General features: G+C 35.8%; 25 protein-coding genes. 10 read left to right on the forward strand and 15 right to left on the reverse strand.

Annotation, left to right across the window (positions count from 1 at the left end; genetic code table 11):
* Positions 1 to 410 precede the first annotated feature (410 nt).
* Positions 411 to 974, reverse strand: coding sequence for a Crp/Fnr family transcriptional regulator (locus OL225_RS09700; protein WP_047375273.1), 564 nt, complete (start codon positions 972 to 974; stop codon positions 411 to 413).
* 76 nt (positions 975 to 1,050) lie between these two features.
* On the opposite strand from OL225_RS09700, the gene OL225_RS09705 reads away from it, so the two are divergent.
* Positions 1,051 to 1,740 carry an HAD family hydrolase gene (locus OL225_RS09705; RefSeq protein WP_264518103.1) on the forward strand — a complete coding sequence of 230 codons (690 nt, stop codon included), beginning with the start codon at positions 1,051 to 1,053 and terminating at the stop codon, positions 1,738 to 1,740.
* A gap of 139 nt (positions 1,741 to 1,879) precedes the next feature.
* Here OL225_RS09705 and OL225_RS09710 read toward each other — a convergent pair whose 3' ends face one another.
* Positions 1,880 to 4,282 carry an alpha/beta hydrolase family protein gene (locus OL225_RS09710; protein WP_264518104.1) on the reverse strand — a complete coding sequence of 801 codons (2,403 nt, stop codon included), beginning with the start codon at positions 4,280 to 4,282 and terminating at the stop codon, positions 1,880 to 1,882.
* Positions 4,283 to 4,400: 118 nt separating this feature from the next.
* Between OL225_RS09710 and OL225_RS09715 the strand changes: the two genes are divergently transcribed.
* Positions 4,401 to 4,550, forward strand: coding sequence for a bacteriocin-like protein (locus OL225_RS09715; protein ID WP_156118358.1), 150 nt, complete (start codon positions 4,401 to 4,403; stop codon positions 4,548 to 4,550).
* 66 nt (positions 4,551 to 4,616) lie between these two features.
* Here OL225_RS09715 and OL225_RS09720 read toward each other — a convergent pair whose 3' ends face one another.
* Entirely contained in the window at positions 4,617 to 5,045 is a 429-nt protein-coding gene (locus OL225_RS09720) for a DoxX family protein (RefSeq protein WP_264518105.1), read from the reverse strand.
* A gap of 66 nt (positions 5,046 to 5,111) precedes the next feature.
* Positions 5,112 to 5,987 carry a GTPase Era gene (gene era / locus OL225_RS09725; RefSeq protein ID WP_047375280.1) on the reverse strand — a complete coding sequence of 292 codons (876 nt, stop codon included), beginning with the start codon at positions 5,985 to 5,987 and terminating at the stop codon, positions 5,112 to 5,114.
* A 323-nt stretch (positions 5,988 to 6,310) separates the two neighbouring features.
* Between era and OL225_RS09730 the strand changes: the two genes are divergently transcribed.
* The 3 genes from OL225_RS09730 (at position 6,311) to OL225_RS09740 (ending at position 8,314) form a co-directional block, all read left to right on the forward strand.
* On the forward strand, positions 6,311 to 6,874 hold the full coding sequence (locus OL225_RS09730; protein ID WP_047375282.1) for a Crp/Fnr family transcriptional regulator: 564 nt from the start codon (positions 6,311 to 6,313) through the stop codon (positions 6,872 to 6,874).
* A gap of 255 nt (positions 6,875 to 7,129) precedes the next feature.
* On the forward strand, positions 7,130 to 7,462 hold the full coding sequence (locus OL225_RS09735; protein WP_034696733.1) for a DMT family transporter: 333 nt from the start codon (positions 7,130 to 7,132) through the stop codon (positions 7,460 to 7,462).
* A gap of 141 nt (positions 7,463 to 7,603) precedes the next feature.
* Complete coding sequence (locus tag OL225_RS09740; RefSeq protein ID WP_264518106.1) at positions 7,604 to 8,314, forward strand: T9SS type A sorting domain-containing protein; 711 nt, start codon at positions 7,604 to 7,606, stop codon at positions 8,312 to 8,314.
* 48 nt (positions 8,315 to 8,362) lie between these two features.
* On the opposite strand, the gene OL225_RS09745 is transcribed toward OL225_RS09740, so the two are convergent.
* The 5 genes from OL225_RS09745 to gpmI all read right to left on the reverse strand — a co-directional run bounded on the left by OL225_RS09745 (position 8,363) and on the right by gpmI (position 13,300).
* Positions 8,363 to 9,130, reverse strand: a complete 768-nt coding sequence (locus OL225_RS09745) for a class I SAM-dependent methyltransferase (protein WP_264518107.1) — start codon at positions 9,128 to 9,130, stop codon at positions 8,363 to 8,365.
* Positions 9,130 to 9,939, reverse strand: coding sequence for a type I methionyl aminopeptidase (gene map / locus OL225_RS09750; protein ID WP_034696736.1), 810 nt, complete (start codon positions 9,937 to 9,939; stop codon positions 9,130 to 9,132). Before map ends, OL225_RS09745 begins: the two co-directional genes overlap by 1 nt.
* A gap of 159 nt (positions 9,940 to 10,098) precedes the next feature.
* Positions 10,099 to 10,530, reverse strand: a complete 432-nt coding sequence (locus OL225_RS09755) for a BT0820 family HAD-type phosphatase (protein WP_047375289.1) — start codon at positions 10,528 to 10,530, stop codon at positions 10,099 to 10,101.
* Positions 10,531 to 10,630: 100 nt separating this feature from the next.
* Entirely contained in the window at positions 10,631 to 11,608 is a 978-nt protein-coding gene (locus OL225_RS09760; protein WP_264518108.1) for an acyl-ACP desaturase, read from the reverse strand.
* 150 nt (positions 11,609 to 11,758) lie between these two features.
* Positions 11,759 to 13,300 carry a 2,3-bisphosphoglycerate-independent phosphoglycerate mutase gene (gene gpmI, locus OL225_RS09765; RefSeq protein WP_255815024.1) on the reverse strand — a complete coding sequence of 514 codons (1,542 nt, stop codon included), beginning with the start codon at positions 13,298 to 13,300 and terminating at the stop codon, positions 11,759 to 11,761.
* A 260-nt stretch (positions 13,301 to 13,560) separates the two neighbouring features.
* Between gpmI and OL225_RS09770 the strand changes: the two genes are divergently transcribed.
* Positions 13,561 to 13,884 carry a translation initiation factor gene (locus OL225_RS09770; protein ID WP_047375296.1) on the forward strand — a complete coding sequence of 108 codons (324 nt, stop codon included), beginning with the start codon at positions 13,561 to 13,563 and terminating at the stop codon, positions 13,882 to 13,884.
* Positions 13,885 to 13,886: 2 nt separating this feature from the next.
* Here the strand turns inward: OL225_RS09770 and OL225_RS09775 are convergent, their stop codons facing one another.
* The 3 genes from OL225_RS09775 to OL225_RS09785 all read right to left on the reverse strand — a co-directional run bounded on the left by OL225_RS09775 (position 13,887) and on the right by OL225_RS09785 (position 19,256).
* Positions 13,887 to 14,786 (reverse strand): leucine-rich repeat domain-containing protein, encoded by a 900-nt coding sequence (locus tag OL225_RS09775; RefSeq protein ID WP_264518109.1) that lies wholly within the window; start codon positions 14,784 to 14,786, stop codon positions 13,887 to 13,889.
* A gap of 56 nt (positions 14,787 to 14,842) precedes the next feature.
* Complete coding sequence (locus tag OL225_RS09780) at positions 14,843 to 16,996, reverse strand: alkaline phosphatase PhoX (protein ID WP_264518110.1); 2,154 nt, start codon at positions 16,994 to 16,996, stop codon at positions 14,843 to 14,845.
* Between the two features lie 430 nt (positions 16,997 to 17,426).
* Positions 17,427 to 19,256, reverse strand: coding sequence for a cytochrome-c peroxidase (locus tag OL225_RS09785; protein WP_047375302.1), 1,830 nt, complete (start codon positions 19,254 to 19,256; stop codon positions 17,427 to 17,429).
* A gap of 231 nt (positions 19,257 to 19,487) precedes the next feature.
* Here OL225_RS09785 and OL225_RS09790 point away from each other — a divergent pair, with 231 nt between their 5' ends.
* Both OL225_RS09790 and OL225_RS09795 read left to right on the forward strand, forming a co-directional pair.
* A complete protein-coding gene (locus tag OL225_RS09790) occupies positions 19,488 to 19,973 on the forward strand; it encodes a hypothetical protein (RefSeq protein WP_047375304.1) in 486 nt (161 codons plus the stop codon).
* 22 nt (positions 19,974 to 19,995) lie between these two features.
* The gene (locus tag OL225_RS09795; RefSeq protein WP_047375306.1) at positions 19,996 to 20,850 is read left to right on the forward strand and encodes a nucleoside phosphorylase; all 855 of its coding nucleotides are present in this window, start codon (positions 19,996 to 19,998) and stop codon (positions 20,848 to 20,850) included.
* Between the two features lie 285 nt (positions 20,851 to 21,135).
* Here the strand turns inward: OL225_RS09795 and OL225_RS09800 are convergent, their stop codons facing one another.
* Positions 21,136 to 21,897 (reverse strand): hypothetical protein, encoded by a 762-nt coding sequence (locus OL225_RS09800; RefSeq protein WP_264518111.1) that lies wholly within the window; start codon positions 21,895 to 21,897, stop codon positions 21,136 to 21,138.
* On the reverse strand, positions 21,894 to 22,322 hold the full coding sequence (locus OL225_RS09805; protein ID WP_047375312.1) for a MarR family winged helix-turn-helix transcriptional regulator: 429 nt from the start codon (positions 22,320 to 22,322) through the stop codon (positions 21,894 to 21,896). Before OL225_RS09805 ends, OL225_RS09800 begins: the two co-directional genes overlap by 4 nt.
* 172 nt (positions 22,323 to 22,494) lie before the next feature.
* Here OL225_RS09805 and OL225_RS09810 point away from each other — a divergent pair, with 172 nt between their 5' ends.
* A complete protein-coding gene (locus OL225_RS09810) occupies positions 22,495 to 22,761 on the forward strand; it encodes a hypothetical protein (RefSeq protein ID WP_047375314.1) in 267 nt (88 codons plus the stop codon).
* A 33-nt stretch (positions 22,762 to 22,794) separates the two neighbouring features.
* On the opposite strand, the gene OL225_RS09815 is transcribed toward OL225_RS09810, so the two are convergent.
* Positions 22,795 to 23,352, reverse strand: coding sequence for a DNA-3-methyladenine glycosylase I (locus tag OL225_RS09815; protein WP_264518112.1), 558 nt, complete (start codon positions 23,350 to 23,352; stop codon positions 22,795 to 22,797).
* A 138-nt stretch (positions 23,353 to 23,490) separates the two neighbouring features.
* On the opposite strand from OL225_RS09815, the gene OL225_RS09820 reads away from it, so the two are divergent.
* On the forward strand, positions 23,491 to 23,790 hold the full coding sequence (locus OL225_RS09820; protein WP_047375318.1) for a hypothetical protein: 300 nt from the start codon (positions 23,491 to 23,493) through the stop codon (positions 23,788 to 23,790).
* The last annotated feature ends 119 nt before the right edge of the window (positions 23,791 to 23,909 follow it).

Below are 23,909 nucleotides of genomic sequence, written 5' to 3' on the forward strand. Positions count from 1 at the left end.
TTTTAATACAAAAATACTAAAATTTAAAACCACCCTTATAAAATTTCAATATTTTATCTAAATTTCAATATTAAAATAAAATACCCCCTCAAATAAAACACACATTTCTTCATTTTAATCAAATACAGAACTTTCTTTATTTAAAATCGCAAAGACGCAATGGAGTGCAAGATTTTTCTGTTTTTAAAGCGCGAAGATTTTATCTCCAATAAAATTGAATACCACTATTTTTACCGCTCGCAGATTATGCAAATTAAGCAAATCATAATGAAAAGATCTGCAAAATCTCCTCAATCTGCGAGAAAATTAAACTACTTTTTATTTGCTGAAAATCTCACATTGAGCGAAGTCAAAATGTTCTTACACTTTAAAGACATATAATAGTAAGATTCTTTGCGTTTGCAGCAAAATCATTTCAAATCTTTCAAGATTCTATTCAAGCTTCTTACCGCAATTCCGAGATAAGCCGCCATATTCTCTTTGGAAATCTGAATATTCTGCTTAGACTGCATTTGCAATAACTGTCTTAAAGTATGTTCCACCGTATATAACTGTTGATAGGATGCTCTGCTGGAAGTATTGATAATCCGCTCTGCAAAAGACTCTAAAAGAAGATTATTCAGGACAAGATCGTTTTTAATCAAAGATTTGAAAGCAGGAATTTTCACTGCATACACCGTCACTTCCGTGAGGGCTTTAATACTGCACAGACAGTTTATATTCTTGATAAGCTCCACTTCCCCTATCACTTCCCCACTTCCTAGGAATTCTAAAATATATTCTTTCCCGTTCTCTTCGACAAAATAACACTTGACAATCCCTTTTTTAATCAACATCACATGCGAAGGCTGATGATCCTGTACTAATATTTTATTCCCTGCAGAAAAAGATTGTAATGTAATCTCATCACTACCGTTCTGTTTTTCATACAGCTCGTCAAGATAATTTAAAAATGTCTGATTCGTCCTTAACATATTCACCCGGGACAAATGTCCTTTGCTTATTTAATTTTTATACTGAATTTTGCGAACAGAAAATTACAAAACAAAAATGAATAATCATATTACTACAATCGCCTTTGATGCAGATGACACCCTTTGGATCAATGAACCCTATTTTCAGGAGGCAGAAAAAGAATTCTGCATACTGCTTGAGGATTATCTTCCGCAACATTCGGTATCACAGGAATTATTTAAAACGGAAATGCAGAATCTCCATCTGTACGGTTATGGTGTAAAAGGATTTATGCTTTGTATGATTGAAACGATTGGCAGGGTTTCCAATAACACTGCTTCGTTGGAACTGGTGAATAAAGCCATTCTGCTGGGTCAGAATCTTCTTCAGAAACCTATTGTATTATTGGATGGAGTTACAGAAACACTTGAAAGCTTAAAGGGGAAATACAGGCTGGTTGTAGCTACGAAAGGAGATCTCCTGGATCAGGAACGCAAACTGAAAAACTCCGGATTACAGAATTATTTCCATCATATTGAGATCATGAGTGATAAAAAAGAAAATGATTACAAAAAGCTTCTGAAACATCTGGACTGCAAGCCTGAAAACTTCCTGATGCTTGGGAATTCTATAAAATCAGACATCCTTCCGGTATTGGAAATCGGAGGATCAGCAGCTCATATTCCTTACCATGTCACATGGAGCCATGAACAGCATGATGTCAATCTGGAACATCCTAATTTTATGGAACTGAAAAATGTTGATGAAATTCTGAGGTATCTTTAATATTTAAACCATTAAGATCTATTAAGCTAATAAGATTATTAAGATAAGCTTCGCTTTAAGCAATTACATCTATAAAGTTTTAATTAATATTTTTTAATCAAAAAAAAGAGACTGTTTGTGATAAACAGTCTCTTGTAATTTATTTCTTCAAACACTTTTCAAGGAACTGGTCCTGCTCCCATAAAAGGTGTAAGATATTTTCTTTAGCCTGGTATCCGTGGGCTTCTTTTGGAAGAAGAACCATTTTTACCGGAGCACCAAGATTTTTCAATGCCTGGAAGTATCTTTCAGTCTGTAAAGTGAAAGTTCCAGGATTGTTGTCTGCATCACCGTGAATCAGAAGAAGCGGTGTTTTCATTTTATCAGCATTCATAAACGGAGACATGGTGTTGTAAATCTCCGGAACATCCCAATAGTTTCTCTGCTCACTCTGGAACCCGAATGGTGTCAAAGTTCTGTTGTAAGCACCACTTCTTGCAATTCCACATGCAAAAAGGTTTGAATGTGTCAAAAGGTTTGCTGTCATAAAAGCTCCGTAAGAATGTCCGCCTACAGCAACTTTCTTTCTGTCAATATATCCCAGATGATCCACTGCATCAATTGCTGCTGCTGCATTAGCTACCAGCTGTGGGATAAAAGTATCATTAGGTTCAGTTTTTCCTTCGCCAATAATCGGGAAAGCGGCATCATCCAGAACTGCATATCCTTTCGTTGTCCAGTATACAAAAGATCCGTAATATGGGAATGTAAAGTCGTTCGGGTTTTGGGTGTTCTGCCCTGCTGTATTTTTATCTTTATATTCTGTAGGATAAGCCCAAATCAGCAACGGAAGCTTCTCTTTTTTCGCTTTCCTGTCGTAATTAGCAGGAAGATAAAGCGTTCCTGTTAAAGCAACACCATCATTTCTCTTGTAAGTAATCACTTCTTTGTAAACGTCTTTGATGCTTTCAAAAGGGTTTGCAAAGTTGGTTACCGCTTCTGCTTTATTAGATTTAATATTCTTTTTGAAATAATTTGGATAAAGGCTTGGTGACTGTTGGGTAGTAAGAATTTCACCTTTTGAAGCATTAAGAATATCAATGATTTCTTCTTTGCCATTTTTTATATTGGAAGTGTAAAGTCTTTTCTTTTTCAGTGATTTCACATCCATTTCGTCAATAAAAGGGTGCTGGCCATCTTTGGTAAATCCATCTCCGATCAGGTATGCTTTTCCGCCTTTCATGTCTATTACATATCTTCCGTACTGATTTTTCGTGGTGTTAAAATGCCCCGGATCACTGTAAACATCCTGATAATTTCTGTCATCAAATACTTTAGATTCTCCATTATTGATATCTATCAGGTAAGATTTTGTATTTCTTGTATCATACCAGCCTTCAGAAACAATGGCATAATGATCATTGGTCCAGACTACGTCATCATATCTCTGTTTCGTTTTGAAGAAAGATTTTGGTGCTGCTGTAAATGGGGCTTCCCAGGTAAATATCTCGTCTCTGTAGTCCGCTGTTTTAGACTGATCTCCTCCATCCAAAGCTTCAGCATAGGTAAGCGTAGCAGGAGCATCACTTCTCCATGTCATATCTCTTTTTCCGGTTCTTACAGAGGAGAATCCTTTTGGCATTATTTCGTTCAAAGGAACTTCATTCACTGTTTTTACAGCATTTCCTTTCATATCATAAATAACCGTTGTAGATGGAAATCTGTTGAGTGGAACGATATAGGAAAACGGCTTTTTAATCGTTGTAGCCATCAGATAATTTCCGTCAGGAGAAAAGCTTAATCCGGCATACATATCCTGGTCTTTCAATTTTTTCAGATTTCCTGTAAGGTCTACATTATAAATTTCAGAAGCAGTAAGCGTTTCAAAGTTTTTTTCGTCCTGAGGATTTTTCAAAAGGTCCTGATAAGTTCTGTTCTGAGAAACTTTACCATCCGCTGTTGAAACAATCGGGCCGGTTGGAAGATCTTTGCTTGCATCTATCAGAGCAGGTCGGTTTTGTGGAAGTGTTCTGATCAGGAAGCTTTGAGAATCATTATACCATACATAAGGCATTCCTAAATTGGCATTCAGATTATCAGCTGTAATTTTTTTGGCAGAAGCTGTTTCCATATCTACGATCCAAAGCTCTACTCCTTTATTTGTTGTATTGGTAAAAGCCAGTTTCTTTTCATCCGGTGAAAATGAAACATAAGCAATTTTCGGGTTGGAAGGCAGATTTTTTACCTGAATCTCATTTTTATCATTGATCTTTCTGATCTTCAGATTATTTGAGTAGGTCATACTGCTTGAAATATTAGTAACCGGGTTGATTCTAAGCCCGCCAAGTTTCATCTCATTCTGGCTGAGATCTTCAAGTGTTTTATATGTGGGACGATAAGTAAAAACTACCCAGTCTTTTTTGCTATTCATCAGAACACTTGGAGGTCTTTCATAATCTGCCAGTTTTAAAATCTCGGCAGAAGGTTTCTGATACGTAATATTTTCCTGTGCATCATAAAAATTGAGAAATGCCAGAAGGCAAATAGTCAGTTTTATCTTCATATAAATTCATTTTCTACGAATGTAGTGAATTTTAACATATTTCTAACACTAAAAAATAAGACTCTTTTTGGTGTCATATTTATTTTTTCGTTACTTTTATCTTACAAATTAAAATAATATGAAAAATTTAAGAAAATTATCAAAGAGCAATTTGAAAACGATTAAAGGAGGAAATGCTCCATTATGTGATGCAGGCTTTATGGCTTGCAGAGTAAGAGATGAAAACGGAAAGCTGATCTGGGATTGCTTACCAAATTGCAATTATTAAGAACAGAAAAGGCACTTCATTTTCTGAAGTGCCTTTCTTTTATTTTGTATTGTTTTTATTGTAAGATTACCAGTCTGAAGCTCTTTTTCTTCTTTCTATCATATGATCTACAGAAAATTTTCCAGCCCCTATTACCATAAGCAAAAGATAAACGGAAAGATAAACCAGCGCCATTTCTCTTTTCTCAAAAGGATCTGCTCCATGTACTGCAAAAGCAGCTATGATCATGGTAAAGACCAAAAAACCTAAAGAAACTCTTGTAAAAAGCCCTAATATAAGTAGTATTGAACAAACAAATTCAGCAAAAACTGTAAGAATCAGAGAGATCTGAGGCCCAAGTCCCATAAAATCGAAAAACTCGATTTTACCGCCCGCCAATAACATCTGAAGTTTTGGAAAGCCATGAGACAGCATTGCAAAACCAGCAAATACTCTCACTGCTAATAAAATAACATCTTTAGGTATTGAGCTCCAATTTGAATTATTATAGTTCATTTACTAAAAAATTTATACTAAGGTAATAAAAATCTTTTAATACAACGGGATTCCAGCCGTTTTAGTTTATCGGTAACCGAAATTTTTAAGATCTCTGTCGTTCTTTCTCCAGTCTTTTTTCACTTTTACAAATAAATTTAAGTGAATTTTTTTGGTAAAGAATTTCTCAAGATCTATTCTTGCTTCAGTTCCTACTTTTTTGATGGCCTCTCCTTTGTGCCCAATAATAATTCCTTTCTGAGTATCTCTTTCTACGTAAATAATAGAATCTATAAAGATAATTCCTTCTTTCTCCTTGAACTGCTCAGTTACTACTTCTACAGAATATGGAATTTCTTTATCATAATTCAAAAGAATTTTCTCACGTATTGCTTCGTTTACAAAGAATCTTTCAGGTTTATCCGTGTACTGATCTTTATCGTAGTAAGGAGGATTTTCAGGAAGCAGCGATTTTATTTTAGGTAAAATGACTTCTGTATTAAAGGCATTTAAAGCAGAAATAGGAAGAATCTCAGCTTTCGGAATTCTGTTGTGCCAGTCTTCTACTAATTTTTCAAGGCCTGCCTGATCGGTCTGATCTACTTTATTTAATAAAAGAAGTACAGGTACAGGGATTTTATTCAGTTTATCAATTAAAAATTCTGAAGGTTCCGCTTTATCGGTAACGTCTACAATAAACAGAAAAACATCGGCATCCTGTAAAGAGTCCTTTACAAAATCCATCATTTTTTCCTGTAATCCGTATTTTGGATCCAATACTCCCGGAGTATCAGAAAATACGATCTGAAGGTCATCTTCATTATAAATACCAAAAATTCTGTGGCGGGTTGTCTGAGCTTTCTGCGTCACAATCGCCAACTTCTCTCCCATTAATTGGTTGAGCAAGGTCGATTTTCCCGCATTGGGCTTTCCAACTATATTTACAAATCCTGCTTTGTGCATAAAAATAATATTACGAACTGCAAAGTTACTAAAACAAAATTGGTCTTTACAGTTAATCTCAATATTTAAAAGAAAAAAGAGAGTCATATTGTGAAATAAGGGATGTTGGAAGCTTCAACCACCCCGGCAAAAATTCTTTGAATTTTTGCCACCCCTCCAATGGATGGGAATTTTGCCTCTTTTCTTTGTAATCTTGGCGATAAATAAGTTGAATTCGGGATAATTCTGATCACATTCATTACAAGATTTCTGATAAAAATTATAAGATAATTTTGTATTGCATCACTTAAAACTGATATTTTTGAATATTAGAATTCATCTTTATGAATATAGACCAGATTCTTGATAAGGTTTACCTTCTTCCTGAAGCATCAAAAAACAGTTTAAAAGAGCATATCACTGAGGTTTCTCATCCTAAAGGTTTTTGCCTGATGGAAGCTGATAAAGTGATTCCCTATCTTTATTTTATCCGTAAAGGGATCGCGCGTGCCTATTCTTCCACCGCTGATAATGATATTACATTCTGGTTTGGAAGTGAGGGACAGTGTATTCTTTCCATGAAAAGCTATGTGGAGGATAAACCCGGCTATGAAAGCATAGAACTGCTGGAAGACTGTGATCTGTACAGAATGGAAACTGAAAGCCTCAGAAAACTGTTTAATGAAGATATCCATATTGCCAACTGGGGCCGAAAACTGGCAGAAGCCGAAATGATAAAATCTGAAGAACTTATTATTTCCAGACAGTTTAAAACTTCGCTGGAACGCTATAAAGATATTATAGCCTATCAGCCAGACTTGCTTAAAAGAGTTCAGTTGGGTTATATTGCTTCATATCTTGGAATTACGCAAGTAAGCTTGAGTAGAATACGGGCAGAAATCAAGTAAATTAAAAAAATGAAGAATTTAAAGATTTAAAAATTCTGTGATTCTTTATGTATGTTTTGGTTAAAGCCAAAGGAATGATTATTTATATTGAAAGCGAATTAAAGTTCGCTCCTATTGATTATGATCACCTAATTTTTCTTCCATCTTCCAGCTCCCATCTTCCTTTCTTCAATCTTTCCACATCTTCATTTTTTAACAATTGTAAAATTTTTTCTCACATCAAATTCTGAAATTTGCAGTAGAAAAATTTAAAAAATGAATTGGTTAATATTAGTTATCGCAGGATTATTTGAAGTTGCCTTCGCATCATGTCTGGGTAAGGCAAAAGAAACATCAGGAACTGAAATGTACCTGTGGTATGCAGGTTTTCTGGTAACAATGACAATCAGTATGCTTTTGCTGATCAAAGCTACTCAGACATTGCCAATTGGTACTGCTTATGCGGTATGGACAGGAATTGGGGCTGTAGGAACGGCTCTAATGGGAATTATTTTCTTCAAAGATCCCGTAAGCTTCTGGAGAGTTTTCTTTATTGTAACGCTTATTGGTTCTGTAGTAGGTTTAAAAGCTGTGTCTTCGTCACACTAAAAAAGTGCATAAACTTCTATCAATATTTAAAATGGAACCGTCTTTGTAATGAAGGCGGTTTTTTTAACATCATTTTTAGAATCTGATTAATTTAACAAGAAAGAGGAATTCTTTTATATCTTTATGGGAAACTTTTAACTCATGAAAAAAATAATACTCCTTTTAGCAGGCAGTTTATTAACCGCTCAGCAAACCTCTGAATTACTTTCCAATAGCTGGTATATTTCTAAAATGGTAACAAGCAGCGGCCAGACAACTAATACTCCTTTAATAGATAATGGAGTTCCTGCCACTACATTTAATTCGGCGGGAGGAACAAGCTATGTTATTAATTCTAGGTATTATAATACTTCAATAATGGGTTTCGGAATTATGCCCGGAAGCAACAATCTTATCAAAACATCAAGCTCATGTACTCTTTTATTTTATAACGGTGGAAATGCAGCGCCTGTTCGTGCTTATGATCAGAAAAACTGTGACATTTATGGCTTAGGAGCTTATGCCTCCATATACAGTTACCAAATTACAACCAATGGCAATGTAAAAACCCTGGTGATGACAGATCCTTCAGGAAACAAAATCTATTATAACAATACTGCACAACTAAGCACTAAAGAAGCTGAAGCAGCCACAAAAATCTTTCAAGCGTATCCAAACCCTGTAAAAGAGGTTTTGCATCTTGAAAATATTGAAAAAGACCTTCCGCTTAAGATTTACGACTTGTCAGGAAAACTGATATTTGAAACCAGAACTAACCGCAGCAAAACTTCAATTAATACAAGCAGTCTACAGAAAGGGCAATATATTGTATCAGTGGAAAATTATAAATCTTACCCCTTTATTAAAGAATAAAATTACATTATAAAAAACCCGTTTCAATAGTTGAAACGGGTTTTTGTCTTATTTTTTGTAAACTATAGGTAAGATTTCGTTGTGTCTTAACCCATATTTTTTAATTTCTTCTTCTGAGAATTTCTGTGAATAGAAGTTGGGGTTTGTTTCAAAGCCTGCTTTTCTTAAACGGTCAAAATAATCCATTCCGTACCAACGGACATGATCATATTGACCGAAGTGTTTCTGGCGTTCTTTCGGGTCTTTAATGGTAAAATCTTCATAGGTTTTCTCCAATGAGTTTTTCATCGGAACCTGAAAAATTCCCCATCCGCCGGGTTTCATTACCCTGTACAGTTCACTTATTGCTTTGGCATCGTCTTCAATATGTTCCAGAACGTGGTTACAGAAAATAATATCAAAACTTTCATCTTCAAAAGGTAAATCCAGGATATCAGCTTTCACATCTACAATCGGAGAGTATAGGTCTGCCGAAATATAGTTCAGGTTACTCATTCTCTTGAATTTCCTTAAAAATTCCTGTTCAGGAGCAATATGCAGAACTTTATAATTTTTAATGAAAAAATCAGTTTCGTTCTGAAGATACAGCCACATCTGACGGTGTCTCTCTAAACTTAACGTTCCCGGAGACAGAGCATTTTCTCTTTGTTTTCCATATCCGTATGGAAGAAATTTTCTATAAGATCTTCCATCAATAGGGTCATAAAACTCATCCCCTTTGAAAAACTGATAAATAAGCGGTCTTGCCCAGATGCTCATTTTAATAAGCATAGGACGTGGAATTTTATTCAGTAAAAGCTTAGTTAACTTTTTCATTAAAAATCCAGTTGGAACTGCTTTTCTTCATCACTTACAATCCCTAAAGCTTCGTATACATAATCAAATGTTGAAAGTAATACCGGCTTACCATTGATTACAGCTACATCATGCTCGAAGTGAGCAGATGGCATATTATCCAAAGTTGTTACCGTCCAGCCGTCATTATGAAACTTTACTTTTTCAGTACCCATGTTAACCATCGGCTCGATAGCAATTGCTAAACCGTCTTTAATTACTTTTCCGCTTCCTTGTCTTCCGTAGTTAGGAACCTGTGGGTCTTCATGCATTTTCCTTCCCAATCCGTGTCCTACAAGCTCTCTTACCACTCCATATCCTTCTTTTTCACAATGTGCCTGGATTGCATGGGAGATATCTCCTATTCTTTTTCCTCTGACAACCTGCTCAATTCCTTTGTATAGAGATTCTTTGGTAACCTGTAGTAATTTTTTAACCTCCGGCTTTACTTCCCCGATTTCAAAAGTATAGGCATGATCTCCTACAAAACCGTTCAGAATAACTCCACAGTCCACAGAAAGGACATCTCCTTCTTTTACCACATCATTGTTTGGGAAACCATGAACTACCTGCTCATTCGGAGAGATACAAAGAGAATTTGGAAATCCTCCGTACCCTAAAAATGCAGGCTCAGCACCATGATCTTTGATAAAATCATGCGCCAGTTTATCTAAATATAAGGTCGTAATCCCTGGTTTGATTTCTTTTGCCAACATTCCCAATGTTTTAGAAACCAGTCGGGCACTCTCCTTCATAAGACGTAATTCGTCTATCGTTTTTAATTGAATCATTGTTGTATAGATATTAGATATCAGATGTTAGAAGCTAGAGTACAGCATTATGTGTATTTCTATATTATAACAATCTATAGACTCTTTTCGATAAAAAACAGAAACTTTGATTAGCCGTTAAAAACTAACGTCTAATTTCTAGCTTCTAATTTCTATATTCTACCAAAAAAGTCCTTTTTTCTTTTCTTTTTTAAGTTTTGAATAGGCAAGAATTTCTTTTCCTTCTACACGGAATTCTATTCTTTCCTGAATAATGTTATAGATCTCACCCCAACCTGGGAATCCTCCTAAATTTCTGTCGTCAATAAACCAATCTGCATCTAGTTTTCTGGATTGAGTTTCATGATCAAAAACTTCTCCTTCAAAGCTTGAGTTTACAGCGTAAAATTCTATTCCATTTTTTTTACAGAATTCTACAGCTTCATCTAATGTTTTTCCGTGTCTGTAAGTCCAAAGAATAAGTCTGTATCCTTCAGCCTGAAGTCTTTTCAATGTTTCGAATGCAAAAGTTTTCGGTTTTCCGATTGCCGGGTAAGCATCATCAACAATAGTCCCGTCAAAGTCAACAGCAATCTTTTTATTATTTAACATTTTGTTCTTTTTTTAGCTTTGCAAAGATAAGAAATAAAAAGAGTGCCAAAAAGAAAGGCACTCAATAACTTTTATATTTTAAATAATATTACAGATCTTATTAGCTTTTTACCCATCTAAACTGGAACTGAAGATCCGGAGTAGAAACTCTGTCTGTGATCTTCTGAAGTCTTGCAGGAAGTTTCATCAGGTATTCCTGAGCTTTTTCTGCTTTTTCTGTAAGTCCTTTTACATGCTCAATTTTCCATTCATCTAAAAGGTCTTTCATAATATTGATATAATCCTGACCTGTATATACCATACATCTTTGTGCGGCATCTGAGAAATGTCCCCAAAGTTCTCCAGCCTTTTGTCCTGACTGTCTCATCAGGTGAGCAGGCATTACAATTTTCTTACACATCATATCTTCAAATGCAAGAATCATTTCTGAAGGGTCTACTTCAAGGATTTTAGCTACGAAATGTTTGTATGCTTTAGCGTGTCTTGCTTCATCTGCAGCAATTACCCCACACATTTTCGCCAATTTTCCGTTTCCGGATTGTTTTGCCAGCGTTCCTACTCTTCTGTGAGAAATATTAGTAGCTGTTTCCTGAAAACTTGTATAAATGAAGTTTCTGTACGGGTCCATACTTGTTCCCAAATCGAATCCGTCATTAATAAGGTATTGAGTAGTGATTTCCACTTCTCTCATATTTACTCTTCCGCACAGATAAAGATATTTGTTTAATAAATCTCCGTGTCTGTTTTCTTCAGCAGTCCATGCTCTTACCCAGTTGGCCCAGCCTAATTTTTCTTCCTGATTGATTCCGTCAACTCCCATTAACCAAGATTCATAGGAAGGAAGTGCTTCTTCTGTGATACAATCCCCGATCAGTGTTACAAAAAGATCATAAGGCATTTCGCGGGCAAAAGTCTGAATTTCTTCTAAGTCGTGTTTAAATTCTTCGCTTGAAGGATCTGGTAAATAATCGGAAGGCTGCCAGATTTTTTCAATTGGCGTTAAAAATTTATCAAGAAAAGAACCTACTTCCTTTTCCAATAATCCCATTACTTCTTTCCTTACAAGCTTTTGATACATTTTACTATTCAGTTTTAATTTACAAAGATATGATTTATTTATTATTTAGCGCATAATAAAGTATGCAAGTCATACTTTATCTGACATAAATCATAAAAGAATGCCGCTATACAAGGTATAACGGCATTCTTTTGACAATATTATTGAATTTTAATCAACTAAAACATCTCCCGTCATTGCAGCCGGTATTTCAACGCCCATTACTTTAAGGATTGTAGGGGCTACATCTCCCAATTTTCCTGGTTTTAAATTCCAGGTCTGGTCTTTATCCATTACGATGAAAGGCACAAGATTGGTTGAGTGCTGTGTATTAGGAGTTCCATCCGGATTCATCATTACGTCTGAGTTTCCGTGATCGGCAAGAATAAAAACAGCATATCCGTTTTCATAAGCAGCTGTTGCTACTTTTTCAATGCATTGATCTACAACCTCAGCAGCTTTTACGGCAGCTTCAAAAACTCCTGTATGCCCTACCATATCTGTATTGGCAAAATTTAAGCAAACAAAATCAGCTGTCCCCTGTTCCAGTTCCGGCACGATAGCATTGGTGATATCATATGCTGACATTTCCGGCTTCAGATCGTAGGTAGGAACGTCTTTCGGGCTTGGACAAAGCAGTCTTTTCTCCCCTTCAAACTCCTGCTCTCTTCCTCCTGAAAAGAAGAAGGTAACGTGTGGATATTTCTCTGTTTCTGCAATTCTGATCTGGGTTTTTCCATTTTTTTCAAGAATTTCTCCCATTGTTTCCGTTAATACATTTTCATCAAAAACGACCTGTACATTCTGGAATGTTTTATCATAGTTCGTTAATGTGATATAATAAAGGTTCAGCTTTTTCATATCGTATTCCGGGAAATCCTTCTGAGAAAGAACTTCTGTAATTTCTCTACCTCTGTCTGTACGGAAATTGAAGCAGATCACTACGTCATTATCAATAATTTTTGCTACCGGCACTACATTTCCTGTAGCTGTAGTATTCATTAAAATAATTGGTTTCAGGAATTCATCGGTAACATTATTATCATAAGAAGCTTTAATAGAAGCCAAGGCATCTGTTGATGGTTCACCTACTCCTTCTACAAGGGCATCATAAGCCAGTTTTACACGCTCCCATCTTTTATCTCTGTCCATGGCATAGTATCTTCCTACCACTGTTGCCAGCTTTCCGGTAGTAGCCTCCATATGCTTCTGAAGTTCATCAATAAATCCTAATCCGGAATGTGGATCACAGTCTCTGCCATCAGTAAATGCGTGAACAAATACGTTCTCATTTAATCCGAATTCTTTTGCCGCTGTCAGTAATCCTTTTAAGTGATTGATATGGGAGTGTACACCTCCATTGGAAACCAACCCGATAAAGTGTACTTTTTTATTTTCTTTTTTTGCGTATTCAAAAGCATCCTGAATCACTTTTTCCTGACCCAGTGTTCCGTTTTCAACGGCCATGTTCAGTTTCACCAGGTTTTGGTATACTACTCTTCCGGCTCCCAGATTCATGTGTCCTACTTCAGAATTCCCCATCTGTCCGGCTGGTAAACCTACCGCCAATCCACTCGCTTCAAGCGTAGTATGTGGAAATTTTTGGTAACAGCTGTCTATGAATGGTGTATTTGCTTTATCTATTGCAGAAACGTCAGGGTTTGTTCCCAATCCCCATCCGTCAAGAATTGCCAGTATTGCTTTTTTCGACATTTTGTAAAACTTTTGTTAGACAAATTTACCTAATTTCCTATGAATAGAAGAATTTGAAGGACCGAATTTTATTGATTATTGATCATCAGGATGATATCGCAGATAATCCAGCTATGTCAAGATTTAAAACCTTGACATGGTGTATTAAATAATCCGGGAATGATCAGATGAATTTCTATTGAATGAAAAAGATCATTTTTATCATAAAATTTCATCTACAATTCCCTTCATTAGTCATTAAATCTTTTTAATTTTGCGGTATGGATTTACGAGATCAATTGAAGAATCTTTTTCCTGATCATGAAGAGCAGGATTTTGAGATGCCTGAAGAGCAGTTCAAGCAGAAAGAGCCATTGGTGTGCAAATTTGAGAAAAAAGGGAGAAACGGCAAGCCTGTAACGATTGTTGAAGGCTGGGAAGGCAGTGAGGATGACCTGAAAAAAATCTCAAAGAAAATAAAAACCACCCTGGGTATAGGCGGCTCTGAAAAGGATGGAACGATTATCATTCAAGGGGACAACCGTGATAAAATAATGAATATCCTTAAAGAAATGGGATATAAAACCAAACGTGTTGGCGGATAGATCTAGAAATAGATCTGGGTTTCCGGCAGTAAGGTTTTTAAATTTTCAATTGTAGATTTTTCTATAGGATTTCCTGTAAGAATCAAAGTTTTCAGATTTTTCAGCTGTTTGATTTCTACAGGAATATCTTTCAGATTATTGTTGGCCAGATTCATGCTGACAATGTTTTTCAACCCTTTTACTTTGGGTGAGATTTCCGAGATATTATTTCCGCTTACATTCAGAAATTCAAGGTGCTGAGATTTGAAGAGATTTTCCGGAAGCTTGTTGATGGAATTCTGCTGCAGTTCAAGATATTTTAAGTTTTTAGGAAAAGATAAATTTCCAAGGTCATTGATCTGATTATCGGAAAGGTTCAGGAATCTCAGGTTTTTGATCTGATCAAGTTTGTCTGCAATAAAACTGATCTGGTTTCCCTGAAGGTTAATTTCTTCCAACGTTGCAATTTCCATAAGCGCTTCGGGAAAGGTATTCAGGTTGTTGGCATCAAAATGCACTACTTTTAAGTTCTGAAGCTTTGCAAAATTAGGATTAATGCTTGTAAGGCTATTCAGATTCATTGAAAAAGAGGTCAGTTTCTTAAGCTTGCTTACCTCATCCGGAATGTATTTAATGCTGTTTTCATTTACATTTAAAATTTCCAGCTCCTTCAATTCAAAGAGTTCCTGATCCATTTTCTCAAGCTTATTAGCCATGATATTCAGAAAAAATAATGAATCCAGCTTCACAATCTGAAGAGGAAGATTAAAAAGACCTTTCTCTCTGAAACTCATACTATAGACTGTTTTTTCACTCTTTAAAGCGTCTTCAATATTGGTAAAAGTGGGATACTTCACCGGATCAATCTGTGCTTTGATCTGAGAAAGTGACAGCAGAGAAATAAGTAAGAAAAGCTTTTTCATAAAAATAAAAGGTCTGCCAGCAACCGAGGCTGCCGACAGACAAGAATTATAATAATTTATTTCTTTAAAAGTTTAACTGTTTTCTGGAAACCTCCTTCAGCTTCAATATTTAAAACTAAAACACGAGATCCTTCCAACTGTTGTGTAAAGTCAAGATCCAATACTTTGTTGGTTCCGTTGAACTTTTTCGTGTAAACGATTTTCCCGTCAATTCTGTAAGCGGTTACAGAAATATCTTTCAATCCTTTTGCTGAATTGATTTTTACGATTCCGGAAGTTGGGTTTGGTGCTACGGTTACTGTATTTTCTGCAGTTTTAGTATCAATAGTTCCTAAAGTCCCTTCAGTTCCAAGGTTATTTTTAAGTGCAATTACGATGGTTGCTGATTTCCCTTTATAATTGATTGTATTTCCTGTAGCATCCACATCTGTAGAGATTGTTGAATCCGGATGCTGAATAGAGAAGAAACCAAATTTATGATCAGGCGTAAATGTAAGTCCTGTAGGTTCTGAACCAGCCGGCATAGAAGCAAATAGTTTTACTTTAGGGTTAGCCTGTGTATGATCCGGAGCAATGACCCAGATATAGTTTTTACCTCCGTCCTGAAGTACCCAAAGGTTTCCAAGTTCATCAAAAGTAAGGTTATCATTTCCGTCTCCCCAAGCTTCAGATTTCATTCCCTGAGCAGTATTGAAAGAATATACAGAAGAACCTCCTCCTACAAATGTCTCTACCTGAGAAGCTGTAGTTCCGTTATCCTGTAAACGGTATACTCTGTCTAATCCTTTAGCTGTAAAATAGATTTTCCCGTCTAATGGACTGATATCAACATCTTCTACTCCATTAAACTTCGTTCCTCCTAATGAAAGAGCAAGTGATGCCGTATTGTTCTGGTCTGCTTTGGTTTTATTAGGAACCTGAATCCATGTTGCAGTAGTTCCTACCGGATCCCCCGCAGTTGATAATCCCTGATCTAATTTTAAAACATACAGGTTTCCTGAAGAAAGGTTATTTGGAGTATCCATCACATATTTGTACACCATGTGCGTTCCACCGTCTTCACCATAATAAGCAGTTGTGCCTGCATTATTCACCACTACATTTTCGTGGTTCATGATTCCCATCTGCCAAAGTTTTCCTTTGGAACCATCAGTATTTTTAGAGATCACCTGAGCTGTTGCAGGATCAATTTCTACCAACCAACCGTAATCTTTGTAGCCATCATTGTTCACATCATTGGAAGTCACAGATTCTTCAGCAGTTACTACTGTTCCCCAAGGGGTAATTCCTCCTGAACAGTTTCTGATGGTTTGTACCAAACTTGGATCTGAGAAACTTACCGCTCTTGACTTTGTTAACTGCCAAAGCTTTGAAATCGCATTATAATTGATTTCTGCCATGGTAACTCCTCCCGGATTCGTTTCATGGTTTACAGAAAGATATCCGTTCGTACTGCTTCCTGCTTTTGCAACATAAGCTGTAAAGTCATTCTGACCTCCCACTAATCCTCCTCCTTCAGTATAATTGTCTCCTTCTTTTAAAATAAGCTGGTATTTGTGTTCTGCAGGGATAATCAGTTTATCGGTCTGTGCCGTAGGTACAATTGAAGTAAAGCAGCTGATATGTGTCCCGTTACAAGCTACAGGAATAGTTGTATTGGCTGTTGTTTTCAGATAAGCATCAATTCTTAAATCTGAACTGGTCGTACTTCTGTTGTGCAATTCTATAGAAAGTCTGTTGACCCCGTTTACAAATTTTGATTTTGGAATAGAGAAAAGGTTATAAACACTTTCTGCTGCCCCATCAATAGTTGTAGATGAAAAAGTATTGAAAGTAACAGCACCTGCAGGCATATTGTCTCTTACAACTTCCTCTCCGTTAAGGTATACTATAATACCGTCGTCTCTCATTACTCCCAATTCCATATTATCGGAAAGTGTTGAAAAATCTACTGTAAAGTCTTTAGCAAAATAAGCTGTAGTAAGTCCTGAATTGATTGTTGTGGTTACAGGATCTCCATACCCTAACGGACCGTTTCCTACCGCCCATGTTGAAATATCATAGGTTTTGGCATTCCAACCGGCAGGCTGAGCCTGATTGTTATCTTTATAGCTCCATGACGCATTTTTATTGAATATCAATGTCTGCGCCTGAATACCAGAACTGGCCAGTATAGCCAAAGCTCCAACTGTTAGTAGTTTTTTCTTCATTTTTTATTTGATTTATTAGACACTGCAAAACTATTTTTTTAGAGCTTTTCCTCTGTTAATAGGATTTTAAATATAAATCAGCAAATATTAACTTATCAAAAACCTAATGTTAATGGGATTAATTTTTTGTTAAATGATACAGGGTTCGGGGTGAGAGAGTTTGAGGGTTGGAGTGTTGAAGTTGCGGGGTACGAGGTGCGAGTTGTGGAAGTTCTAGATGTTGAGTGGGAGTTTTTGAGGTGAGATATGATTAAATAAAGATAAAAAATAAGCAGCTTGCTTAAAGTTCATCAAATCCCATATTTCTTATAGTCAGCATTAAAATACATCAAAGCCTTCTCATCCTAAACCTCTCCACGACCTGTAATTCACATCCGAATCTCAAGCACTCCAACTCTCTCACCCTCGAACCCTGTAACTCTCACCCCGCTTATTTCGCTTTACTCACATCCGTAAGAGCATTCAGAAAGGCTATGATCTGTTTTATTTCCGTTTCGGTAAGGTTTAATTTATCCGGCGCAAGGGTTTGGTTTTTCATTTTTAATCCTAATCCTTCTCCGCCTCCTTCGTTATAAAAGTCAAGAACTTCTTCTAATGTATTGAAAGCTCCGTTATGAAAGTATGGTTTGGTAAGGGCAATATTTCTCACTGTAACAGTTTTGAAAGAGTAATCATAAATCCATGATTTTTCTTTTTTTACAGGACTGTTTCCTCTTCCCAGATCCTGATCAAGCTCCACAGGAAGCTGTTTGATTGGTCTGGTAGGTATTCCCAGCACTTCAGATTCATTTTCATTAAAAAAAGGCGGCACCAATCCGGAAAAGTGAGGCGCAAAATGGCAGGTTGCACAATTGGCTTTTCCCATAAACAGATTGAACCCTTTTTTCACATCATCGGAAACATTCTTTTCATTTCTCATAAAACGGTCAAAATCGCTGTCAAATGAGTATAATGAAGCTACATAAGAACTTAATGCTTTTGAAAAGTTTTCTTTACTGATCTTTCCATCCTTGAAAGCTGCACGGAAAGCCTTTTTATATTCAGGTTTTGTTTTTAGCTTCTGAATAATATTTTCATAGCTTGTATTGAATTCCTGTTCATTATAAATAACGTGTTCTGCCTGCTGTTCCAGATAAAAAGCACGAAGATCATAGAAAAATCTTTTGGCAAAAACAGCATTATACAAAGATGGAGAATTTCTCAAAACCGTTTTTCCTTCTACATTGCTTTGTGATCTGGCTTTAAGATCTGTAAAAGCATTTTCCTGCAGGTGGCAGGTTGCACAGCTCATCTTTTCGTTACCGCTTAAGTTCTGATCATAGAAAATAGATTTTCCAAGGTTTCGGAGTTCCGGATTATCTTCTGAGGATTTCAATAAGGTATAAAAATACGGATCTAAAAAATCACTGCTGAAAAAGTTTTTGTTTCCTACATTCCAACCGGAAAATTCTTTAAGATCATCAGGTCTTCCGTCCCATTTTCCGAGCTCTTCGTACAAAGGCTGTACATATTTTTTATAAAACTCAATTCTGTCAAAAGTTTCAAAATCGGTATTTTTTGAAAGGTAGCTGATTGCTTCTGTTAATATTTGATTAGCCTTACCAGTATTATAATTTTTAAAATAAGGATCGTCATTAATGTATTTCTGCATCCCTGAAAAAGCATGGATTGTTTCCTCGGAAATATTCAATGAACCGGGAGTATCAAAACCCGTAACTCCGAGTGAATAGATCCTGATCAGCTCTACACGTAAAGGTAATGTCTTGTTGTTGCCTTTGCTTAAGCCGTTTTTTAAAGCACTTAGATAAAACCCGGAATAGCTGTTGTATAAAAACGTAGTAATGGTTTTGATCTTTTCTTTCTCATTGGCTGCTTCTTCTGAAAATATAAGTTCATCCAGTACCTGCAGCCCTTCAGGAGGAAGTGTATATGCTGATGTTCCTGCAGCTTCAATATGGAAAAGAGGTGCAGCGTTAAGATGAGTTTTCGTAAATTCAGGATAATGATAAGCCACATAAAATTCTATTTCTTTGAATGAATTCCTTGTACTGCTCAGTGATTTCTGTAATTCTTGCAGAGAAATGCGGTCTTCAGAGAACTTATCAACATCTGATTTCAGCTGTTCAAGCTTGGTTTTAAAGTTGGACAACCCTTTATTGACAAATGTATTTTCGCTTTCTTTTCCTTTATAAACAGGATTAAAAGACATTACTGCAAATCCTATCAAAAGGACAATTACAAGCAGTGGATAAGATCTCATGAATTTTTAGCGGCAAAAGTATCAATCTGATGTTATCTCAGTTTTAATAACAGATTAAATAATGTTTATATTTCTGATATCATATTTTTCACTAATTTTAAACCCCGAAATCAAATTCATTATTCTAAAGGAAACGGTTTTTCGAAATACCGGTAAAAATAATGGCGGGAGATTATTGGGCGAGGATTTTTTTAATTGAATTCAACACATCAAAAAAACTAAAATAGTATTATGAAAACAAAACTATGGTTTGCTGTTGCAGCAAGTTTCCTTTCTCTGACTGCATTTTCACAGAAAAAAAAGCAACCGGAAAAACAGTCCGGAAAGCCGCAGGAAATGGCTGTATACGCTGAGAAAAAAGGTTCTGATTATTACCTGATCCGCCTTGAAAAAGATAAAGAGATTCCCAATGTTTATGTGTATTCCAACGGTGTCACAAAACCCTATAAAAATTATACGGATCTGAAAGATATTGTAACAGAATTTCCCGGAATGATGACTTCCAACAATTCAACAAAGGAAGAACTTATTTCTATTCTTAAAAAAGACGATCATTTCTACGAAATCACTTCACAGAGAAAAGATCCTAAAAACATTGAAAAAACGGTTGTTACTGTATATGAGGTAATGAATGGCCAGAAAAGGATTGTAGAAGAATACAATGATATCTACGAGGTTATGGCATCTCCTTATAAAGAAGCCATTATGATTAATTAAAAAAACAAAAAATATACATATTATGCTAAACAAACTTGCTGCCTCAGAACTTGTTCTGAATGAAGACGGAAGTGTATACCACCTGAATCTTTTACCTGAAGATATTGCTGACAAAATCATCCTTGTAGGTGATCCTGACCGAGTGGCGAAAGTTTCAAAATACTTTGATACCGTAGAGATCAAAAAAAATAAAAGAGAATTCTATACGCATACAGGAACGCTTCGCGGAGAAAGAATTACCGTAATGTCAACAGGTATCGGAACTGAAAACATCGATATCGTAATGAACGAGCTGGATGCCTTAGTGAATATTGATCTTAAAAATAAAGAATTTAAGACTGAGCACAAAGCTCTTGAACTTTTCCGTATGGGAACTTGTGGAAGTGTAAACCCTGATGTACAGGTTGACAATATGCTGGTAACTCAAAATGTAGTAGGATTAGATGGATTGATGCATTTTTATCAGGATTATAACTTCGAAAATGAATTTTCTAAAAACTTCCTTGAAAAATTCCCTTATGAAAAAATCAAGCCGATGCTTTACTTCTCAGACTGGGCTGAAGAAATGGGTGACTATTACAAAGATGCCAAATACCATGGAAATACTGCAACATTCCCAGGATTCTATGCTCCACAAGGAAGACAGCTTCGTCTGAAAGCAGTAGATGATAAATTCCTGGAAACATTGAATGACCTTGGAATCACCAATTTCGAAATGGAAACCTCTGCCATCTATGCTCTTTCAAAATTATTGGGCCATAAAGCAATTACTGTAAATAACGTTATTGCAAACAGAAGACGCGGTGAGTTCTCTGCAGACCATCATGCTTCTGAGAAAAACCTTATTGATTGGGTATTGGAAAGAATTATTAAGTAATTAATTCTGTTTACAATAAAATAAAAACTCCGGAAATATTTTCCGGAGTTTTTTATATTTTGGCTAAGACCATTGGAAGGTTTCTATAATGATAAACGGACTGAAGCCCGTTTCTATTGAATCTGAGTTTTGATCCTTTCACGATGAATAGAACTCACCACTCACCTTGTCATTCCGTAGGAATCTAAATACAAAACTTTAAAAATAACGTAGAGATTCCTACGAAGTGAAAGAAGTGTTAAAAAGAAATTTTATAAGTAACTATCAATTAAATACTATAATTAACTATAGATGAAATGTTCGTGGATCCGGATAATGAAATGTATACTCCAGCTCTGAAACCAGTTTTGACGATAAAACCTTCTTCCCTTTTATTTCAAAATGCTCTCCTTCAGGTATATTTTTCTGTGCATTAATCACCTGGCTTTTTGCCGGATGAATCGGAGCCGTTACATTATAGAGTTTTGATTCTGTTTTTCTTTCAATCATTTCTATGATAATGGCACTGATATCAGCATAATGAATATGATTCACTGCATGGTCCAGATTTCCCACATTATAATTTTTCAGAAGTCTGTTGTCTCCCATCAAGCCTCCTAATCTCAAGATATTAAGCTGCGGATATTTATTTTTAAGCATTCTTTCTCCTGACACACTTTCCAATGGAACATCTTCTTCTGTAAATTCTTTGGGAAGATCTGGGTAAACACCTGTAGAACTCATCAGAAATATCTGTCCTTTAAAGCTTCCGATAAAAACTGACAAATTCTGAATTCTGTTATATAAAGAACTCACACAGCAGCTTTTTTCAGAGACCGGAATGGTAATAATCAAAACATCCATATCTTTAATTTCAGACCATTGGGAAATGGGTTCTGCCAACTGATAATCCGGGAAAGAAGCCACTACAGCATTTATTCCTTTGCTATTCAAATCACTGGCTTTATTTTCTGTTGTTGTCGTTGCAGAGATTGTATATTTTCCGGATAAGGAAGAGGCTATTCTCTTTCCCAACCAGCCATGGCCGATAATTCCTATTTTCTTCATATTTCAGATACAGGTTGAGTTGATAATATTTCGTCTAAAGAATTCTTCAGCTGGCTTTTTACCTCATTGCTCAGATGCATACAGCTCTGAACAGCTTCAGGAATATGCCTCGCTTTATCTTTAAGTTTCGCACCCTCCTTTGTAAGATTGATCAGTACAACTCTTTCATCTTCTGAACTGCGGGTTCGGATAATCAGACCGTTTTTTTCCATACGTTTCAGGAGTGGAGTTAGTGTTCCATTGTCCAGGTGAAGGTGCCCGCCAATCTTTCCGATATTCATTCCGCCGTGTTCCCACAAAACAATCATGACAAGATATTGAGGATAGGTCAATGAAATTTCATCCAGATAGGGTTTATATAAACCTGTGATATACCGGGAAACCGCATAGGTTTTAAAACATAAATGTTCTGATAAAGGGATCATCTTCTTTTTTAATCAACAAAGATAATTTATTTAATTTGTGCACAATATTTTTGTTTAAAATATTTATCGAATAATTGGTGAAGTAAAAAAATTAAATACATTTTATTTCGGATTGTATTTCAGGCTTTGATTATTTGATTATTTTAGCCCAACTAAAAACTAACCCTTAAACATGAAGAACACAAATCGACCTGAAAACAATAAACTTTCAGAACTCTCCATTGAGGAACTTACAAAAGAAGAAAAAAAACGTTCCGCAGCACATATTTCCTTTTGTATTATTATGGGAATACTTGTGGCAGCCTGTATCTATGTAACAATAAAGAAAGGCTTTAATGGCATAACACCGCTTCCTTTGGCTTTTTTCCCACTGTATCTCATCATTAGAAATAGCTGGCAAAATGTCCGCAAGGAAATCCGTTCCCGAAAGCTTCATTAAAAATATCCCTGAATTCTGAATGAAAAACAACTGTTATTTTCTGGCAAGGCAGTTTCTGATGTGGTCATTTACCATTCCGGTAGCCTGCATATGGGCATAAATTACTGTAGAACCAACAAACTTGAACCCTCTTTTTTTAAGTTCTTTAGAAATAAGATCAGAAACTTCTGTTGTAGCAGGAACATCAGCTAAAGTCTCAGGACTGTTATCAATTGGTTTCCCACCCGTAAAGTTCCAGATATAGTTGGAAAAACTCCCGAATTCTTTCTGAATTTCCATAAATCGCTGAGCATTGGTAACTGCTGCCAGAATTTTAAGCCTGTTTCTGATAATTCCTGGATTGTTCATTAATTCTTCGATCTTCTCCTCTGAATAGACTGCTACCTTTTTATAATCAAAATGATCAAAAGCGTCTCTGAAATTCTCTCTTTTAGATAAAATAGTATACCAGCTCAGTCCGGCCTGAAAACTTTCAAGGATCAGGAATTCAAATATTGTTTCATCATCATAGACAGGTCTTCCCCACTCTTCGTCATGATATTTTCTGTAGAGGTCATCTTTTTCACACCATCCGCATCGTATTGTTTCCATAATTATCAAATTTTATCAACTAAATATACTACTGATTTGGAAAAATATAACAAAAGATTATGAAAAGTTTAACAGAGGTATCCTGTTTTAGGAATGGTTATTGTTTAATTACTGATACCTAACCAAATTTATAATATTATGAACAATTCAGAGTATAACAAAGCGGAAAATGCAGTAAATAATGTAGAAAACTCTTTACAGAATGCAGCAGATAAAACCAAATGGAAAATCAATGAATTGGCAGACAAGGCCAAAGATTATATCAATGAGAAGCGGAATAATGATCAGGAGGCCAGCCAGGAAGACTGGCTTGACAGGGTAAAAGCTAATGTATCCGATGCCTGGGAGGATATTAAGGATAAAGCAGATGAGGCATGGGAAAAAACCAAAGATGCGGCAGAGGATGTAAAGGCAGAATGGAATAAGAAAACCAATTAGTATTTCAGTCATATAAATATTTTCAGTAAAATGGAGTCTTAAATTGATAAGGCTCCATTTTTTATTATGTCATAACCACAATTATTGCTACATTTGTATTATAATAAACATTAAAAAAT

The organism is Chryseobacterium viscerum (assembly GCF_025949665.1).
Classification (GTDB): Bacteria; Bacteroidota; Bacteroidia; order Flavobacteriales; family Weeksellaceae; genus Chryseobacterium; species Chryseobacterium viscerum_A.